The organism is Microbacterium sp. UBA1612, assembly GCF_002321605.1.
Taxonomy (GTDB): domain Bacteria; phylum Actinomycetota; class Actinomycetes; order Actinomycetales; family Microbacteriaceae; genus Microbacterium; species Microbacterium luteum.
In genome coordinates, this window is record NZ_DCMW01000006.1 from 103,482 (window position 1) to 121,237 (window position 17,756).

Below are 17,756 nucleotides of genomic sequence, written 5' to 3' on the forward strand. Positions count from 1 at the left end.
GTCAGGCTGGCCACCGTGCGGATGTCGTACCGGCCACCGCGCGAGCGTCGTGGCTTGCGACCGTGCACGAATTCAGGCTGGTTCCGTTCGGGTGCGCTGTTCTGGCCGGGATAGGGGACTTGACCCGAGCGCCAGCCTGAATTGGTGCACCGGTGGGGTTGGTGCCGGCGCGTCGAGTACCGCCGGTGGGTCTCCGGCAGTGGGCGGGTCCTCGCTCGCCATCGTGCCGCAATTCAGGCTGGCCGCTCTCGGCGGTGCGAGCGCGGCCGGAATTTGGCCTCGGACCCCGGCCTCAGCCTGAGTTGGTGCACGGACAGTGCCCGCGCCGGCACCCGGGTGGGTCGGTGGCTGGCGCGTCGAGCGCCGCCGGTGGGTCTCCGGCAGTGGGCGGTTCTTTCGAGCGGGTTCTCGCTCGTCACCGTGCCGCAATTCAGGCTGGCCGCTCTTGCCGTCGCCGGTTTGGTCGGTTGTGGGACCGCCGGCGCGTTGCCAGCCTGAATTGGGGCACGAGGGCGAATCGAGTCGGCAGCAGGTCGACCCCCGGCGTCCCGATGTCCGGGCGCGCCGTCCCCGGGTGCCCCGTTCCCCGGGCGCCCCGTCCCCCTGTGTCCCGTCCCCCGGTGCCTCGGCGCCCCGGTGCCCCGGGCGTCCTGGTCACCGGTGCGCCTCGGGCCTTGGGTCAGGCGTCGCCGCGGGCGTTGTAGACCAGGCTCTCGCTCGCGCCGTAGGCGCGGTACACCTCGAGGGCCTCGTCGCGGGCCACTCCGATCGTCACCTCGATGCCGCGGGCTCGGAACTGGTCCGCCCAGTCGGCGACGACCGGCCCCTCGTCGAAGCCGGTCAGCTCCTCCAGTTCGGGACCCTCGCCGGCGACGACGAGCGAACGGACCCCGCTCCACATCGTCGCGCCGTAGCACTGCACGCAGGGGCGCCAGTTGACGATGAGCGCCAGACGCGCGCCGTCTTCGCCGAGGTTCCAGCGGCCGAGGGCCCGCTGCGCGAGGGCGAGCGCCATGACCTCGGCGTGTCCGGATGTGACCCCGGTGCTCAGCACGACGTTCACGCCGGCGGAGACCAGCTCGCCGGTCGACTCGTCCACGACGATTGCGGCGAACGGGCCTCCGTTGCCGGCTCGCCAGTTGCGGTCGGCGAGCTGGTTGACCAGCGCCATCCGCTCCTCGTTCGTGGAGAGGATGCGCGGGAGGCCGTCGAGTTCCGACGTCAGCCACTCCGGCAGCGTCATCGTGTAGGTCGTGGCGAGCTGGGGCATGGCGGTGCTTCTTTCGTGCGGGGGATCACCTCGACGCTAGAGTGCGCACGTTTCGCGGCGTCGGTGCGCGTGTTTCCGCCGCGTATCGCCGATCTCTCCCTGGCGCCGACGACGGGACGAGAAGTCGCCGTGCGTGCCCGGAGCGCCGGCCGGAGGTGCGGCGCAGTGCGGGTCAGCGGCGGGGGCGAATGAGGATGCCGACGACGGCGCCGAGCAGCGCGAGAACGCCAGCGGCGGTTGCGACCAGAGCGAAAGCCGCGGCGGGACCGCCGCCGGCTGCCAGCGCGCCTCCGGCCGAGGTGCCGATCGCGACGCCCAGCACGACGCCGCTGCCGGTCAGGGTCATGAGGATGCCGGCCCGGCCGGGCTGCGCGATGGACCCCGCGACACTGAACATCGTCAGCAGTGCCGGCCCCTGGAAGGCTCCGGCGAGCACGGCCCACACCAGCAGGACGACCACGTTCGGCGCGAGCATCATGCCGACCGCGCCGAGAGCCATCCCGGCTCCGGCGAGCACCCACCGCGTCGCGAGCCCGATGCGGTCGGGCACCGCGACCATGGCGACCGTCGTCACCGCGGAGCCGACCGCCATGACGGCGTACAGCAGGCTTCCCGAGTCGCCGAGCCCGTTCGTGAGGGCGAAGGAGGTCAGCCCGGCCTGGCTCGCGCCGAAGAACGTCCCCATCGCGAGCATGCCGCCGAGCACGACGGCGCCGAGGGAACGTCGCATCCAGGCGGGCAGTGGCACGCGCGTCGTCTCGGGAGCGTCGGCCGGCGCCGCATCCGGTCGACGCAGGGCGAAGCGAGCGGTGGGGTGCAGAGCGAACTGCGTCACGAACACCGCGATCAGCCCAGCCGCGGACAGCAGCGCGATCTCCGGGGAGACGGTCACGGCGAGGATGCCGACCACAGCGGGGCCGATGATGTAGACGACCTCGTCGGTGACGCCCTCGAACGCGAAGGCCGCCGAGAGGTCGTCGCCACTCATCGCCATCCAGCGCACCCGCGAGAGCGGTCCGACCTGGGGCAACGAGAGGCCGGTCGCTCCGGCCAGGGCGACGATCACGAGGTCGGGCGCGTCGGCGATGGTCGCGACCAGGGCGACCGCGAATGCGACGTTGAGCACGACGCCGGTCAGGAGCACGGGGCGCTGTCCGAAGCGGTCGCTCAGCGCGCCGCCGGTCGGAGCACCGATCGCCTCGCCCACCGCGGCGGCCGCGGCGGCTGCTCCCGCGAGCGCGATCGAGCCGGTGGATGCGCTGACGAGTGTGAGGATCGCCAGCGGCATCATCGACAGCGGCAGGCGTCCGAGGGAGGTCGCGATGAGGTAGCCCCACCCCGCGCGGGCGGGAAGTGTGCGGTAGGCCGCGAGCGCGGATCGGGCAGAGGTGTCTGCAGACATGACGGGTCGCTCTCTGATGCCTCCCCCGGCCCGGAGGACATCGGTCGCCCACTGCTTTTCTGCTCTTCGGGGTGATCCTATCGGAGGAAGGTCACAGGCCGGATGCGGTCGCGCACGCGACGCACTGCGTGGCGTTCGGGCGGGCCTCGAGCCGTGCGGCGGGAATCGCGCGGCCGCACGTCTTGCACGTGCCGTAGGCGCCGGATGCGCTGCGCGCCAGTGCCGCATCGATCTCGTCGAGTTCGCGCTCGGCAGCCGCGCGCAGTCCCTCCAGGCGCGACCACTCCGCCGAGAGCGTCACGCCCTCGGGGTCGTGTTCATCGTCGGCGGATTCCGCCCCGCGGTCGGTGCGCAGCCGGTCGATGTCTGCTCGAACGCGCGCGAGTCGTCGCATGGCGTCGTCGCGCTGTGCGTTCAGGCGTTCCTCGGGACCGCTCATTCTGCGTCAGTCTACGTCTGGGCACCGATCGCGGCACGCGCTGCGACCGCCGCCTCGCGGCGAGGTGGCGGTGCGGTCAGTCCGTGGATGCGTCTCGCCCGTGCGGCGGCGTCCACGCGCCGGGTCCGATGCCTTCGGCGATCCGCGTGGAGATCTCGCGCAGCTGCTGGGCCTGTGCCGACGTCAGGCGATCGAGCACGAGTCGGCGCACGAGCTCCTGGTGGCCGGGCGTCGTCTCGCCGACCTTTCCGAGGCCGGCGTCGGTCAGGATCGCGAGAGTGAATCGCCCATCGCTCGGGTCGGGTGTGCGGCGCATCCACCCCCTCGCCTCCAACCTGGTCGCCGCGCGTGACAAGCGCGAGAGGGAGCTGTTCGCGTACGTGGAGAGAGTGCTCATCCGCAGCGTCGCGTCGGGGGCGTGGGCCAGGGCGTAGAGCACCCCGAACTCGAAGTGCGTGAGCTGGGCATCGCGCTGCAGCTGCGCATCGAGGGCCGCCGGCAGCCACTCCAGCACGGTCGCGAGCGACGCCCAGGTCGCCAGCTCGTCATCGGTGAGGGGTGCGGATGCGTCGGGCGGCGTCACGCCGGCAGTCTATCGTCGCGACGGAATTCACTTGCTCAGGAAACTCAGATCGCCTATGGTCACGTGACGAGGAAAGTCATGCGCGCCGGATGGTGCGAGGAAGGATCACCGTGGAACAGGAACTGGCCGGCAAGACGGCGTTCGTGAGCGGGTCGACGCAGGGGATCGGCTACGCCATCGCGGCCGCCCTCCTGCGCCAGGGGGCATCGGTGGTGATCAATGGACGCACCGAGGCGCGGGTGGCCGCGGCGGCGACGAGCTCGGGCGCCTGACGGGAATCATCGACGGCGTCGACATCCTCGTGAACAACGTCGGCGTCTTCGAGCTGAAGGCGTTCGCCGACATCTCCGACGACGAGTGGCAGCGATACCTCGACGTGAACCTGCTGAGCGGCGTGCGGCTGGCACGACACGCGCTGGCGCCGATGCTCGCGCGAGGATGGGGTCGCATCCTCTTCGTCGCCAGCGAGTCCGGGGTCGACGTGCCCGCCGACATGATCCACTACGGCGTCACGAAGGCGGCCACGATCGCGCTCGGCAACGGTCTGGCAAAGCTCACGCGTGGCACGAGCGTGACGGTGAACACCATCCTCGGCGGACCGACCTACTCCGACGGTGTCGCCGAGACCGTCGCGCAGATCGCCGCGTCGCAGGGCATGCCCGTCGACGACCTGAAGGCCGCGATCGCGGCCGGGAATCGCACGTCGCTCCTGCAGCGATTCATCGAGCCGGACGAGATCGCGCACCTGGCCGCATACCTCGCGAGTCCGCGTTCGTCCGCGACGAACGGCGCCGCTCTGCGCGCCGACGGCGGCACGCTGACGACGATGCTCTGATCCGGGAATCAGCGCGCGACGTCGCGCCGGCCCGTCGAGCCGGCCGGCGCACACGCGTGCGGTCGGCGACGAGTGACGCGGACCCCCCGCTTGCGCGGTTCGCCGCGCCGGAGGATGCTCGCCGCATGGAGCCTCGTCGTCTGCTCGTCGACGTCGGCCGCGGGTGCGTCGACGTCGATGTGGTCGGGTCGGGCGAGCCGGTCGCCGTCACCCAGACAGCGCTCGATGTCGACGAGATGTCGCACGTTGCGAACAGCATCGCCCGCTCGGGCACTTTCCGCGTCATCCATGTGCGGCGTCGCGGGTACGGTGCGAGCAGTGCCCCGCATGCGCCGGGGTCGATCTCCGCGGATGCCGCCGATGTCGCCGCCGTCATCCGTGCGCTCGACGCGAAGCCGACGCATGTGGTCGGCGCGAGCTACAGTGCGGCGGTCGCGCTGACGCTCGCGACGATGGCGCCGGAGCTGGTGCGCACGGTTTCCGTCATCGAACCACCGCCGTCTGATGACGACGACTTCCGACGGCTCAACGACGCGCTCCTGAAGCGATGGCAGGAGTCGGGGACCGAGGCGGCCCTCGAACACTTCGCTGCGCTGCTGAGCGGCGCGCCCGGTCGTGATCAGACCCGTGTCGCCTCACCGCCGGCGGCTCCCTCGGCGCGCCACGCGGAGACCTTCTTCTCGACCGATCTTCCCGCTCTCGCGGCATGGCGATTCGGTCCGCGTGAGGCCGCGTCCGTGTCGGCGCCTGCACTCGTGGTCGGGGGCTCGGAGTCCGCCGCGATGTTCGCCGGGATGCGCGCACGGCTTGCGCGGGCCCTCCCGACGATCGAGGAGGTCGTCATCCCCGGTGCCGGTCACGATCTCGCCGCGACACACGCAGGGGAGCTGACCGCGGCCGTCGTGATGCACATGTCCGCACATCCGATCGGTGACCATGCATCCCCATCCGAGACGCATCCATAGCGGGTGGCGGGCGCGGTGGCAACCCTGGGGTTCGCTTCCGTCGCCCTGACGGAGGATGCTCACATGGCGGAACCATTCGGCGCGGCACCATCGCAGGCGGATCTCGATGATCTTCTGGCGGCGGTCGCGAACGGGGATGCCGGTGCTTTCGCAGACCTGTACGCGCAGATCTCGCCGGCCGCTTTCGGCCTCGCCATCCGGGTCATCGGGGACCGGCATCTGGCCGAGGAGGTGCTGCAGGAGGTTTTCCTGCACATCTGGCGGAACGCCTCGACGTTCGACGCCGATCGCGGGGCGGCGAAGGGGTGGATCCTCATGCTGACGCACCGTCGTTCGGTCGATCGGGTGCGCGCGGTGCAGTCCGCCCGCGAGCGCGACATCGCGGATGCGGCGCGCGTCGCCGCGACGCCCGGCGGCGACACCGCGACCGAGGCCGAGCTGCGCATCGACGGCGCTCGCCTGCGGCAGCAACTCTCGGGTCTCACCGCAGCGCAACGCCGGGTGATCGAGCTGTCGTACTTCGGCGGTCACACCCACGCGGAGATCGCCGAGCTGATCGGCTGCCCCCTGGGCACCGTGAAGTCCCGCATCCGCGACGCGTTGCCCCGGCTCCGGCGACACCACAGCGTGCCCGCTGAACCTGTGGTGGCCTGACGTGCAACCGGGTTGAGCGCTCGACGCACGTCGGGTTCAGTGGACACATGGTGACATCCGAAGTGAGACGTTTCGCGATCGACGCCGTCACGGCGCTGCGCATCGTGCGCGACGATCCCGAGATCGGCGCACGGCATCCCCTCGTCGGGCCGTCGGTGCTGCGCAGTCATGTGCTGTCGATGCTCTATCAGGAGACGCGAGAGGGTGTTCTGGATGAGGCGGACGCCCGAGCTCAGCTGGACACGCTCGCGGGGCTGAAGATCCGGCTGCTCGGCGATCGTGTCTCACGGGCGACCGCCTTCACGCTCGCACACCGGCTCGACTGGCCTGACACGGCGTCGGCGGAGTACCTCGCCGTCGCCTCGCTGCAGGCCGACGTCCTGGTCGCCGGCGACGGCCGCATCGCCGCGGCCGCGGCGGACATCGTGCCCTTGGCCGACTACGACGAGCTCCACCAGGACTGAGCCACCCGCGGCTTTCCGAGGCGCGGATGGTGAGGAGATCCGGCCTCAGGAGGTCCCCTGCGACGTTACCGTCCTCGGGACGGTGTACCTCCTCCGCAAGCGGCGGATGTCGCGGTCAGCGCAACGCGGAGAGGGCGAGGACGGCGGCGTCGACGTCGGCGAGCATGCGCGCCTTCTGATCGTCGTCGCACCAGGCTGCCTCGAAGCCGGCGCGCGCGATGCGCGCGGCATCCGCATCGTCGAGACCCATCGCCGGCAGGGCGTGGGTGTACTCCCGGCCGATGTCGGTCTTGAAGAAGACGGCGTCGTCGGTGGCGAGTGTGACGGGCAGGCCCGCACGGACCATCTGCGCGATGCGGTGCTCGGGGGAGAAGTCCCAGTGCGAGAGCATGTGCGTCGAGTGCGGCGTGCACGTGAAGGGCACTCCGGATGCGGCGGCACGCGCGAGCGCATCGGCGTCGTCGACGACGCGGTAGCCGTGGTCGACCCGGTCGACCTCGAGCGTCTCGATCGCGTCGATCACGTTCCACGGTGAGGCGGTCATGGTCTCGCCGGCGTGCGCGGTGCGTTTGAGGCCGTGGCGGCCTGCCAGGTCGTACGCCTCGCGGAACCGCAGCGGATCCTCGGTGAGTTCGGGCGTGAGGTCGTCCTGCCCGATGCCGACGACCTGCTCGCGAGGGTGCGCCAGCACCGTCTCCACCATTGCGGTTGCCGCTGCCGCGGGGAGGGACCGATTGATGGCGGCGACGATGCGGAACCCGACGCCGAAGTCGCGCTCGGCCTGCGTGAGGCCGTCGGTGATCGCGTCGATGAGGCTCGGATAGTCGATCCCGCGGGGTGCGAAGTTGTCGGGGTTGATGAAGTACTCGCGGTAGCGGAGGTTGCCGTCGCGCACCGCATCCTCGACCCCCTCATAGGCGACGCGCGCGATCTCGTCGCCGGTGGTGAGCGCCAGGTGCGCGGCGTTGAAGACGTCGAGGAAGTCGGGCAGGCCCTCGTACTCCAGCAGCGCGTCGAGGTCGTCCGTCTTCAGCGCCACGTCGTGCTTCGCCGCGAGTTCGATGAGGGTCGGTACGCGCATGACCGACACGAAGTGGCAGTGCAGCTCGGCCTTCGGGAGCAGGCGCAGGAAGTCGGTGGTGGAGAGCATGGTGATCCTTCGGGTGCGGACTTCCTGTCTATCCCACCGAGATTTCGGATGCGTGACGCTCGCCGCTGACCGCTGCTGCGCCGGTGTCGGACGACCCTGCGAGGATGGGGGCACGATGACACCTCTCGCGCACTCCTTCTCCTGGCGCGGCCGCACCGTGGCGTGGGATCGCTTCGGCGATGGGCCCCCTCTCGTGATGCTTCACGGCACACCATGGTCGTCGGAGCTGTGGCGCCCGATCGCTCGGGTGCTGGCCCGCACGCACACCGTGTATCTCTGGGACATGCCTGGCTACGGGCAGTCGTCGATGCACCGCGATCATCCCGTCGACATTGGCGTGCAGGCAGAGCTCTTCGCAGAGCTCCTGGAGCACTGGGGTCTTGACCGGCCGCGCGTGATCGCCCATGACATCGGTGGCGCGGTCGCGTTGCGTGCGAGGCTGTGTCACGGCACTCGCTACGCGGCGATCGCCCTTGTGGACGTCGTCGCCCTTGCGCCATGGGGTTCGCCCTTCTTCCGTCTCGTTCGCGATCAGGAAGCGGTATTCGCGCAGATCCCGCCCGCGATTCATCGCGGAATGGTCGAGGCCTATATTCGTGGAGCGAGTCACCGTGGTTTGCGGCCGGACGATCTCGCCATGCTCGTGGAACCGTGGACGACGAAGGTGGGCCAGGCTGCTTTCGTACGCCAGATCGCCGAGGCTTCCGAGCGTTTCACCGACGACATCGAATCCCGATACCGCCAGATCAACGAGCCGGTTCACATCTTCTGGGGCACCGAGGACACGTGGATCCCGGTTGATCGCGCCCACCGGCTCCTGGAAACCTTTCCGCATTCTGCCCTCACCCTCATCGAGGGTGCGGGACACCTCGTGCAGCTGGATGCCCCGGCCGACCTTGCCGCGGAGCTCGTGCGGTGGGCCGCCGACGTCGCACCCTCCTGAGCGGGCGGGCACCGTCGGTCACGCCCGCAGCAGGTCGGCGGCGCGTTCGGCGATGGCGACGGTGGGCGCCTGCGTGTTCGCGGTGGGGATGACCGGCATGACGGAGGCATCCGCCACCCACAGGCCCTGCAGGCCTCGCACCGCGAGGGATGGATCGACGACGGCCATCTCGTCGGTGCCGATGCGCGCGGTGCCGGCGCAATGGAAGAACGAGCCGATGTTCTCGCGCACGAACCGCACGCGGTCCTCGCGCGCGGTCATCGACACCGGTGGCGTGATCGGTCCCTCGGCGAGGTCGGCGTAGGCCGAGGTGGCGACAAGATCCTGCACCGCATCCAGCGCCTCGACCATGGCGGCGAGGTCGGTCGGGTCGGCGAGGTAGTTCGGCTGGAAGTCGGCGGGAACCGTCGGATCGGCCGAGCGCGATCGCACCCAGCCCACGCTGCGCGAGCCGTACAATCCCGGCACGAGCGCGAAGACGCGGTTCCCCGACAGGTCGTGGCGGGCGTGGAGGGCGTCTTCGCCGCGGGAGCCGTGTGCGATGACGGTGTGCAGGTCGGGCCCCGCCTCGGCGTACGAGCTGCGCCAGTTGACCATCGCGCCGCCGCCGTTTCCGAGCACCTCGCCGAGATCGTGACGGGCGCGGAAGTTCACGCCGAGGATCAGCGGGTGGTCCTGGAAGTTCTCGCCGACGCCGGGCAGGTCGTGGCAGGGGCGGATGCCGGCCGCGCGCAGTCGCGCCGGATCGCCGATGCCCGAGCGCTGCAGCAGGCGGGGCGTGTCCAGCGCGCCGGCCGCGAGGACGACGCGGGATGCGCGGGTGGTGACGAGCGCCCCGTCGACCTCGTGACGGATGCCGGTGGCGACCGTGCCCTCGAGCACGACGTCGTGCACCGGGCTGTCCACGATCACGTGCAGGCCCGGCCGGTGGAGTGCGGGTTCGAGGTAGGCGCGGGCGGTGCTCCAGCGCTCGAACGACCCGTCGTCGCCTTCGACCGCGTTGTAGTCGGCGTACACGGCGCCCTCGTTCGAGGCCGCGTTCGCGTCGTCGATCACCGGGATCCCGCGCTCGCCGGCGGCATCCATCAGCGCGTGCGCGATCGGATGCACACGGGTGAGCGGACCGACCCGCACGGGGCCATCGAGCCCGCGGAGGGCAGGATCGCCGCCGGGCCGCGACTCGGAGCGGCGGAAGTACGGCAGGAGGTCGTCGTATCCCCATCCCGTCGCCCCGCCCGCGGCCCAGGCATCGTAGTCCGCGCGGGCGCCGCGGTACCAGAGCATCGCGTTGGTCGACGAGGAGCCGCCGAGCACGCGTCCGCGCGGCATCGCGATCGCGCGTCCGAGGACGTGCTCGGTGGGGGTGGAGGCGTAACCGTGGTCGTAGGGGCCGCCGATCATGGCGTCCCAGTGCGCGGCTTCGAGGATCTCGCGCACCCCGCTGTGGGAGGGGCCGGCCTCGACGAGCAGCACCGTCGCAGCCGGGTCTTCCGACAGGCGTGCGGCGAGCACGCATCCGGCCGCGCCGCCCCCCACGACGAGGAAGTCGTAAGAGGCGGCGGGCGTGGCGACGAACGGCATCAGGCCGCCGCCTTATCGGCGTGGCGCCGTGGCGTGTCCCACTTTCCGCTGCGTTGAGGGGGTGTTGAGCGCAGAAGTTGGGACATGCCGGCGGTGGAGGCGCTGACCGCGGTGGAGGCGCTGACCGCGGCGGAGGGGCTGACCGCGGCGGAGGGGTTGACTGCGGCGGAGGGGTCTTCCGCCTGGGGTGTGTCCCATTTTCTGCTGCTAAGAGGGGGTGTTGAGCGCAGAAGTTGGGACATGATCGCGGATGAAGGGCCGCCGATCGCGGATGAAGGGCCGCCGGTCGCGGAGGGGGGACCTTCAGAGGGACGGACGTGCAGCATCAGTTGTGCTCGCTCGGGCCCATGATCGTGATGCCCTCGGTCTCTTCGACGTGGCGGACGAAGATGTACTTGTCCTCGCGTCCGTCGGAGTGCTTGCGCTTGATGCCGGGCTCGAGGATGCCGTCGGTCTTCGCCACGACGATGTAGGGCTCGTCGGCGGCGAGCCCCGCGGCGCAGTGCTCATCGAACTCCTCGAGCGTCTGCGCGGTGAAAGCCTTCTCGACACCGGCGCCGCGGGCGATCGCGGCGAGGTCGACGCGTCCGCCGTTGGTGTGGGTGCGGGGGCCGCCGATGGACTGGTACTGCTCGTTGTCCCACACGACGATGAAGAGGTTCTTCGGCTGCTCATTGCCGAGGGTGGCGAGGATCCCGAGGTTGAACAGCAGCCCACCGTCGGTGTCGAGCGACACGATCTGCCGGTGGGGGAGGCCCACGGCGAGGCCGAACGCCTCGGCCGAGACGCATCCGAGCTGCTGCTGGAACAGGCTCGCCTCGCGCATGTGGGGGGCGGCGTTGTACCACTCGTCGACGGCACCGCCGAGCGAGAGGATGACCAGCTCGTCCTGCAGCCGCGCGGCGAGCAGCTTCATGGCTTCGAAACGGGAGTAGCTCATCGGACCAGACCTCCTCCGAGCACGACGGCGGTGTGGTGGTACGAGGCATAGGCGTGTTCGTACGCGTTGACCACCGCCTGCTCGATCTCCTCGACTTCGCGCACGATCGTGTAAGGGGTGCGCAGGGTCTGCAACAGCGGCTCCATGGTGATTCCGTGGGGGATCGCCCACCAGTTGTTCTCGCCGAGCTCGCCGCGGTAGCTCATGATCATGACGACCGGGATGCCGGCGCCGAGGCCCAGGCGGGCGAGGTGCTCGGTCGCGGCGCGCAGGCCCGAATTCTCCATGACGAGCACGGCGCGCTTGCCCGAGAGGAACACGCCGCCGGCGATCGCCGCACCCTCCCCCTCGTTCGTGACGGGGATGGTGCGGATGTCGGCGTCGGCATCGAGCGCCGGATACAGCTCCTTCAGGAGCGAGTCGGGAAGGTAAGTGGCGACGCTGACCCCGGCGCGCTTGAGGCCCCGGATCACCGCCTCGACGGCTTCGGCTTTCATTCGGTCTCTTCTCTCTGGCGTTGCTCGTGGGGTGGGGACGCGGGTATCCCGCTCCGCTTCGCAGTCACGTTGTGCGGGTGCTGCGGCGGCGCATCCGCAGTTCGTGACTGCGGTACGGGGGGTGCAACCTGCTCCGCAGTCATGTTGTGCGCCCGTAGCGGGGAGGAATCCGCAGTTTGTGACTGCGGAGCAGGGGTCTCGGGCACGGGTCAGGCGGGAACGGGGGTGGATGCGGCGCTCGCCGTCAGCCGATGGGCGCGGTGGGTGGGCGAAAGCCGCGGGCGGCCGGTGAAGCGTTCGCGCAGCGTGGGCGCCGGGGCGCTCGCGCGTCCGCGGTCGACGAGGATCGGCAGGACAAGATCGATGAACGCTCGGTAGGAGTCGGGGCCGCCGAAGGTCGGCTCGAGCATGAGGCCGTCGATGCCGGATCCGTCGATGATCGCCTCGATCTCGTCGGCGACCTCCTCCGGGTTCCCGGTGATCTGGAACCCGCGGATGGCCTTCGTGCGGAACTGGTCCAGTACGCCGCGCACCCGCACATCCGGGTCGCTCTTGGCATAGCGGTCGACGAGGGTCTGCCCGTAGTCGGTGCGCAGATCGACCAGCCGGGTGTCGGGGTCGACGCCCGTGAGGTCGATGCCGGTGATCCCGGCGAACATGACCGCAGCGTCGTCGAGGCCGAGGAGCGCTTCGTACTCGGCGCGCAGCGCCCGGGCCTGGTCGGTGGTCGGCGCGACGGTCACGGTCATGCCGCTGACCACCTTCACGTCGGCACCGTCGCGGCCGTGGGCCTCGGCCTTCGCGCGGATGTCGGCGACGTGCGCGGCGGCGGAGGCGATCGACTGACCCTGGATGAACACCGCCTCGGCGTTGCGCGCCGCGTACGCCCGGCCGCGGTCGGAGGTGCCGGCCTGGAAGAGCACGGGCGTGCGCTGCGGCGTGGGCGGCACGGCGAAGATGCCGTGCGACCGCTGATACTCCCCCTCGACCTCGACGCGATGCAGCTTCTCGGGGTCGGCGTAGAGGCCCCGAGCCCGGTCGCGCAGCTCGGCGGCGTCGTCCCAGCTGTGCTCCCAGAACCGCAGGCACGTGTCGAGGAAGTCATCGGCGGCGTCGTAGCGCTGGTCGTGCGTGAGCTTCTGCGTCACGCCGAACAGCTCGTCGGTGGTGGCCTGGGAGCTTCCCGTGACGATGTTCCAGCCGATGCGGCCGTCGGTGAACCGGTCGAGGGTCGCGAAGCGCCGGGCGGTGGCGTAGGGCTTTTCGACCGTGGTAGGCGAGGTGACGACGAAGCCGATGTTCTCGGTCGCCCGCGCGAGCGCCGGGATCGCGAGCATCGGGTCGAGGGCGGGGAACTGGATGCCGTGGGCGGCGACTTCGTGCGGCATCCGCCCCTCGAGGGTCGCGTACCCGTATGTGTCGGCGAAGAAGAGGAAGTCGAACCCCGCCTCGTCGAGCATGGTCGCCAGGTCGACCCAGTAGTCGAGGCGGTCCCAGTCGTCGCCGCGGCCGCGTGGGTCGGTCCAGGTCGGCATCCCGTTGCTGGGGTTCATCATTTCGAACGCGCCCAGCAGAATCGGCTTCGTCGGCTCGCTCATCGTCAGATCACCATCGCCACGGTCTTGGTCTCCAGGTAGTTCTCCAGCCCCTGCGGGCCGTTCTCGGTGCCCCAACCGGACTCCTTGTGGCCCCCCTTGGGGAGCTCAGGTCCGAGGAACGAGTGGCAGTTGACCCACACGGTTCCGGCCTCGAGCTGCGCGGCGACGCGGTGGCCGTTGCTGAGACCCTCGGTCCACACGCTCGCAGCGAGGCCGTAGCGGGAGTCGTTGGCCCACGCGACGACCTCGTCGAGCTCGTCGAACGGGGTGACCACGGCGACGGGGCCGAAGATCTCCTCGCGCATGAGGGGCATGTCGGCGCGCACGTCGGTGAGCACGGTCGGGGTGTAGAAGGTGCCCTCGCGCTTGCCGCCGGTGACCACGTTCGCGCCGTCGGCGGCGCCGGCGTCGACGAGGGAGGCGACGCGCTCGGCCTGCGGCGTGCTCACGAGCGGACCGAGGTCGGCTTCAGGGTCGAGGCCGTGGCCGAGCCGCAGCTTCTCGCCGGCGGCGGCCATCCCCTCCACGACGCGGTCGTAGACGTCGCGGTGCGCGTAGACGCGGGCGCTGGCGACGCAGACCTGGCCGCCGTTGTCGAAGATGCCGCGCGAGACGCCGTCGATGGCGGCGTCGATGTCGGCGTCGGGGAGGATCAGCGACGGCGACTTGCCGCCGAGCTCGAGGGTGAGGCGGGTGAGGTCGGTGGATGCGGTCTGCACGAGTCGCTTGCCGACGGCGGTCGATCCGGTGAAGGCGACCTTCGCGACATCCGGATGCTCGACGAGGGCTTGGCCGGCCTCGGCGCCGTAGCCGCTGATGATGTTGACGACGCCGTCCGGAACCCCGGCGCGCTGCAGGAGTCGACCGAGGAACGCCGCGGTGAGCGGGGTGTTCTCCGCGGGCTTGAGCACGATGGTGCAGCCGGCGGCCAGCGCCGGCGCGAGCTTCATCGCCGTCATGATCAGCGGCGAGTTCCACGGCACGATCGCCCCCACGACACCGACGGGTTCGCGACGCGTGTAGGCGAACAGCTCCTTGCCGGCGGGCGTGCGCGAGACCGACGTGGGGATGGTCTGCCCGAAGATCTTGGTGGGCCACCCGGCGTAGTAGCGGAACTGGTTGATCGCCGCCGGCACTTCGCCGAAGCGCGAGGTGCGCAGGTTCTTGCCCTGATCGAGCGTCTCGAGCTCGGCGAGGTCGTCGAGGTGCTCCTGCATCAGGTCGGCGATGCGCCACAGCATCGCGCCGCGATCGGCGGGGCTCATCGCGCGCCAGTCGGGGCGGTGCAGGGCGTCGCGCGCGGCGGCCACGGCCTGCGCGACGTCGGCGGCTTCGCCACGGGCGACGGATGCCAGCACCTGGCCGGTTGCCGGATCGAACGTGTCGAACGTCGCACCGGATGCTGCGGCGTGCCACGACCCGCCGATGAGGAGGCGGCCGGGGTCGTCGGCGAGGAATCGCGCGACACCGTCGCGGAGCGTCGGTGCGGAGGGGGGAGTCATGCGGGCACCTCACGTCGGGAACAGGAGCTGCCCATGATGCTACGGAGCAATCATTGATTGCTTGTAGCTATCACGTTTCGGGGTTGTTTCGTGGCTCGTGCCCAGCGGCTCACGCGGCGGCGACGGAGTGGACGTCGGAGGAGAAGGCCTGTCCGTTAAGCTCCAGATAAAGGTGTCGCTCCGTCAGCGACAGGCTCATCGTCGTGCGACGCTCGATGTGCGCGGACGCCGCCTCGAGGAACCCGCGGTCGAAGCTGTGCACCAGGATGTCGGCGCCGCGGTGGATGCGCTTGCCTTTCCAGCCCGCGACCAGCTTGGCCGGATCGCGGTGCGCATAGACCGCGACGCGGCCGGCCTTCATGCTGCCCTCGTGCAAACGAGCGGCCTCCGGAGCGCCCACTTCGATCCATCCCGTCAGCGAGCCGGTCGCATCCCGGATGACGATGGCCGGCTCATCTGTCGCCGAGATGCCCTCGGTGAACGCGATGCCGTCGGCGTACTCCAGACCGTACGCGAGCACCCGGGTGAGCATGTAGACGTCGGTCTCGGACGGGTGCCGCGCCACCCGGAGCGAGAGATCCTCGTACACCCCGCGATCCACATCCGCGAGCGTCACGGTGAAGGTGTGGATCGTCGCGCCGGCAGCCATCCCGTCAGCCTATGCCGCGCCGAGGAAGAGCTCGCTGCCGTCGGAGCGGTACGTTCGAGGGTGCTGAGCGAGAGGGGCGCGATGACCGGGGGACGACCGCTGTACGTCGAGACGTTCATCCGCGCCGACGTCGAGCGGGTCTGGACCCTCACGCAGAGTCCGGAACTCCATCCTCTCTGGGACCTGCGGTTCAGCGCGATCCAGCCGATCGGAACGGATGACGCCGGGCGCACGCGGTTCCGATACGAACGCGCGCTGCCCTTCCACGTCATCCGCGGCGAGGGCGTCTCTCTCGGCGAGAAGGAACGCGCCGATGGCACACGCACCTCCGCGCTCGGATTCTCCACCGACGACCGCACCTCGCCGTTGCGCAGCGGACGCGGGTACTGGCGATACGTCCCCACCGACGGCGGTGTCCGTTTCATCACCGGCTACGACTACCGCCCTGGCTGGGGCCCTCTGCTGGATATCGTGATGCGCCCCGTCATCCTGTGGATGACGGCGTGGAGTTTCGACCGGCTGCGCATCTGGGCGGAGTCGGAAGAGACCCAGCCGCGATGGAGGCTGCGCTCGGCGCTCGCCCTCTGGCGAGCCGATCGGCCGCGAGCATCACGGTGTCGTACGACGCCACCGCCGAAGGGTGCCATGGCTGACGCGCCCGAGAACCTGCGGGAGGTGGCGATCTCGTGAGCGAGAAGGCGATCTTCCGATCAGCGCTCGGCGACGACTTCAACCGGTTGCATCCGATGATGCAGCGCCGGTTCGGTGTCTCCCTGGCCGACGGCTACGCGTGCGTCGGGCGCGGCACGATGACCCGCATCCGGCGCGGCCCGTGGTGGACCGTGCCGTTCCTGCTCATCGGCCGGCTCCGCCACATCCTCGTCGCCGACACCGGAACGGACGTGCCCTTCATCATCGAGAACTATCCGTACCGTGACCCGCTCGGTCGCGAGACGGTGACGTTCGTGCGCGAATATCGTGCGCGCACGAAACCCGCTCGATTCGACGCGACGATGGTGCTGGACTCCGATCGCGGCACGATCGTGGACTACCTCGGGACGCACCAGCACCTGGCCGTCGATCTGCACCTGGAGGTCGACGATCGTGGCGGTCTCATCCTGAGATCCGACGCGCAGCGGTTCTACGAGGGGCCGGTGGCGTTCCGCTTCCCGATGCTCTTCTCCGGGCGTGCGGAGCTACACGAGCACTACGACGACACGGTCGGCGCCTTTCACATCTCCCTGGAGGTGCGCAATCGCCTGTTCGGGTTCCTCTTCGGCTACGAGGGCTGGTTCACGTGCGAGTATCCCGCGGCGAGCGACGCACCCGACCGCCTCAAGCCCGTCCGTCACGAGCACCGGCTCTGACCGGCGCGACCAGGTGCGGGGCGATCTCGGCCTAGGGGCGGCCGTGTTCCCTACCTCGAAGGCAGGCCGCGCTGCTCCAGGGCGTCGCGCATTACGTGCCGACCGCGCAGACTCGCCTCGTCGCGCACGCGAGCGAGCACGGTCGGCGTCCACGGCCGCGCGCTGCCCTGGGAGGCGTAGTAGGCGGAGAGTGCGTCGTCGTAGGCGTCGATCGCTGAGTCCGCAGGCCTGGTGTAGGTCTCGCGGTGGCGCACGACGTCCTGCGGCAGGCGCGGCTTGACCCGGGCCGCGTCATCGGGATGCGGATGCCCGATGGCCATCCCCGCGACCGGGAACGCCCCGGCGGGCAACTGGAGCAGCTCGCTGAGGGCGATCGGGTTGTTCCGCACCGACCCGACGTAGGTGATGCCCAGACCCAGCGACTCGGCGGCGATCGCGGCGTTCTGCGCGGCGACACCCGCATCCACGAAGGACACCAGCGTGCTCTCGAGATAGTCGATGCCGGCATCGGGCTGATCGTGGTGCTTCGCGATCGCGCGGTTGCGCGCCCAGTCGGCGATGAACACGAGGAAGACCGGTGCCTGCCGGATGAACTCCTGGTCGCCGGCAAGTTCGGATGCCGCCGACTTGCGCTCGGGGTCGCGGATCTCGATGACCGACCACGACTGCATGTTCGAGCTCGTCGACGCCGACTGCGCCGCCGCGATGATCGCGGTGACCGCGTCGTCGGAGACGTCCTCCGACGTGAACTGCCGCACCGACCGATGGCGCAACTGCAGCGCGATGACATCGTTCACCGACTCGATCGTGTCGGGGGCGGCGTCGCCGTATCGTGCGCCGAGGCTTTCATCGATGGCGTCGGCGTCGGGGGTCGTCGAGGTCGTCGTCGCTGATTCGGTCATGTCAGGGACGACGAT

General features: G+C 70.2%; 20 protein-coding genes. 8 read left to right on the forward strand and 12 right to left on the reverse strand.

Features of this window, described 5'->3' with window-relative positions; translation table 11 throughout:
* Positions 1 to 679: 679 nt before the first annotated feature.
* The 4 genes from B3S45_RS03665 to B3S45_RS03680 form a co-directional block, all read right to left on the reverse strand.
* Positions 680 to 1,270: a nucleoside deaminase gene (locus tag B3S45_RS03665; RefSeq protein ID WP_194384275.1), complete on the reverse strand. Its 591-nt coding sequence runs from the start codon at positions 1,268 to 1,270 to the stop codon at positions 680 to 682.
* Between the two features lie 172 nt (positions 1,271 to 1,442).
* Positions 1,443 to 2,672: an MFS transporter gene (locus tag B3S45_RS03670; protein WP_194384276.1), complete on the reverse strand. Its 1,230-nt coding sequence runs from the start codon at positions 2,670 to 2,672 to the stop codon at positions 1,443 to 1,445.
* 91 nt (positions 2,673 to 2,763) lie between these two features.
* On the reverse strand, positions 2,764 to 3,111 hold the full coding sequence (locus tag B3S45_RS03675; protein WP_194384277.1) for a TraR/DksA family transcriptional regulator: 348 nt from the start codon (positions 3,109 to 3,111) through the stop codon (positions 2,764 to 2,766).
* Between the two features lie 76 nt (positions 3,112 to 3,187).
* Positions 3,188 to 3,694, reverse strand: a complete 507-nt coding sequence (locus tag B3S45_RS03680; RefSeq protein WP_194384278.1) for a MarR family winged helix-turn-helix transcriptional regulator — start codon at positions 3,692 to 3,694, stop codon at positions 3,188 to 3,190.
* A 110-nt stretch (positions 3,695 to 3,804) separates the two neighbouring features.
* Between B3S45_RS03680 and B3S45_RS03685 the strand changes: the two genes are divergently transcribed.
* The 5 genes from B3S45_RS03685 to B3S45_RS03705 all read left to right on the forward strand — a co-directional run bounded on the left by B3S45_RS03685 (position 3,805) and on the right by B3S45_RS03705 (position 6,612).
* Positions 3,805 to 3,966 carry an SDR family NAD(P)-dependent oxidoreductase gene (locus B3S45_RS03685; RefSeq protein ID WP_286717459.1) on the forward strand — a complete coding sequence of 54 codons (162 nt, stop codon included), beginning with the start codon at positions 3,805 to 3,807 and terminating at the stop codon, positions 3,964 to 3,966.
* A 29-nt stretch (positions 3,967 to 3,995) separates the two neighbouring features.
* A complete protein-coding gene (locus B3S45_RS03690) occupies positions 3,996 to 4,529 on the forward strand; it encodes an SDR family NAD(P)-dependent oxidoreductase (protein ID WP_286717460.1) in 534 nt (177 codons plus the stop codon).
* Positions 4,530 to 4,654: 125 nt separating this feature from the next.
* Positions 4,655 to 5,494 carry an alpha/beta fold hydrolase gene (locus B3S45_RS03695; RefSeq protein ID WP_194384280.1) on the forward strand — a complete coding sequence of 280 codons (840 nt, stop codon included), beginning with the start codon at positions 4,655 to 4,657 and terminating at the stop codon, positions 5,492 to 5,494.
* Positions 5,495 to 5,557: 63 nt separating this feature from the next.
* Positions 5,558 to 6,148 (forward strand): sigma-70 family RNA polymerase sigma factor, encoded by a 591-nt coding sequence (locus B3S45_RS03700; RefSeq protein ID WP_194384281.1) that lies wholly within the window; start codon positions 5,558 to 5,560, stop codon positions 6,146 to 6,148.
* Between the two features lie 47 nt (positions 6,149 to 6,195).
* Positions 6,196 to 6,612 (forward strand): hypothetical protein, encoded by a 417-nt coding sequence (locus tag B3S45_RS03705; RefSeq protein ID WP_228480889.1) that lies wholly within the window; start codon positions 6,196 to 6,198, stop codon positions 6,610 to 6,612.
* A 115-nt stretch (positions 6,613 to 6,727) separates the two neighbouring features.
* Here the strand turns inward: B3S45_RS03705 and add are convergent, their stop codons facing one another.
* A complete protein-coding gene (gene add / locus B3S45_RS03710) occupies positions 6,728 to 7,762 on the reverse strand; it encodes an adenosine deaminase (protein WP_194384282.1) in 1,035 nt (344 codons plus the stop codon).
* Between the two features lie 196 nt (positions 7,763 to 7,958).
* On the opposite strand from add, the gene B3S45_RS03715 reads away from it, so the two are divergent.
* Positions 7,959 to 8,705: an alpha/beta fold hydrolase gene (locus B3S45_RS03715; RefSeq protein ID WP_286717578.1), complete on the forward strand. Its 747-nt coding sequence runs from the start codon at positions 7,959 to 7,961 to the stop codon at positions 8,703 to 8,705.
* 18 nt (positions 8,706 to 8,723) lie between these two features.
* On the opposite strand, the gene B3S45_RS03720 is transcribed toward B3S45_RS03715, so the two are convergent.
* From B3S45_RS03720 to B3S45_RS03745, 6 genes are all read right to left on the reverse strand, one after another.
* On the reverse strand, positions 8,724 to 10,286 hold the full coding sequence (locus B3S45_RS03720; protein WP_194384284.1) for a GMC family oxidoreductase: 1,563 nt from the start codon (positions 10,284 to 10,286) through the stop codon (positions 8,724 to 8,726).
* A 325-nt stretch (positions 10,287 to 10,611) separates the two neighbouring features.
* Positions 10,612 to 11,226 (reverse strand): thiamine pyrophosphate-dependent enzyme, encoded by a 615-nt coding sequence (locus B3S45_RS03725; protein WP_286717464.1) that lies wholly within the window; start codon positions 11,224 to 11,226, stop codon positions 10,612 to 10,614.
* Positions 11,223 to 11,723 carry a thiamine pyrophosphate-binding protein gene (locus B3S45_RS03730; protein ID WP_286717466.1) on the reverse strand — a complete coding sequence of 167 codons (501 nt, stop codon included), beginning with the start codon at positions 11,721 to 11,723 and terminating at the stop codon, positions 11,223 to 11,225. Before B3S45_RS03730 ends, B3S45_RS03725 begins: the two co-directional genes overlap by 4 nt.
* A gap of 209 nt (positions 11,724 to 11,932) precedes the next feature.
* Entirely contained in the window at positions 11,933 to 13,321 is a 1,389-nt protein-coding gene (locus B3S45_RS03735) for an NtaA/DmoA family FMN-dependent monooxygenase (RefSeq protein ID WP_286717467.1), read from the reverse strand.
* 2 nt (positions 13,322 to 13,323) lie between these two features.
* Positions 13,324 to 14,823: an aldehyde dehydrogenase family protein gene (locus B3S45_RS03740; RefSeq protein ID WP_286717469.1), complete on the reverse strand. Its 1,500-nt coding sequence runs from the start codon at positions 14,821 to 14,823 to the stop codon at positions 13,324 to 13,326.
* A 109-nt stretch (positions 14,824 to 14,932) separates the two neighbouring features.
* Positions 14,933 to 15,472: a YaeQ family protein gene (locus B3S45_RS03745; RefSeq protein WP_286717471.1), complete on the reverse strand. Its 540-nt coding sequence runs from the start codon at positions 15,470 to 15,472 to the stop codon at positions 14,933 to 14,935.
* An 81-nt stretch (positions 15,473 to 15,553) separates the two neighbouring features.
* On the opposite strand from B3S45_RS03745, the gene B3S45_RS03750 reads away from it, so the two are divergent.
* Together B3S45_RS03750 and B3S45_RS03755 are read left to right on the forward strand one after the other, a co-directional pair.
* Positions 15,554 to 16,162 (forward strand): SRPBCC family protein, encoded by a 609-nt coding sequence (locus B3S45_RS03750; protein WP_194384290.1) that lies wholly within the window; start codon positions 15,554 to 15,556, stop codon positions 16,160 to 16,162.
* A complete protein-coding gene (locus B3S45_RS03755; RefSeq protein ID WP_228480890.1) occupies positions 16,159 to 16,839 on the forward strand; it encodes a DUF4166 domain-containing protein in 681 nt (226 codons plus the stop codon). The genes B3S45_RS03750 and B3S45_RS03755 overlap by 4 nt, the downstream gene beginning before the upstream one ends.
* A gap of 50 nt (positions 16,840 to 16,889) precedes the next feature.
* Here the strand turns inward: B3S45_RS03755 and B3S45_RS03760 are convergent, their stop codons facing one another.
* Positions 16,890 to 17,741, reverse strand: a complete 852-nt coding sequence (locus B3S45_RS03760; RefSeq protein ID WP_194384291.1) for a nitroreductase family protein — start codon at positions 17,739 to 17,741, stop codon at positions 16,890 to 16,892.
* Between the last annotated feature and the right edge of the window lie 15 nt (positions 17,742 to 17,756).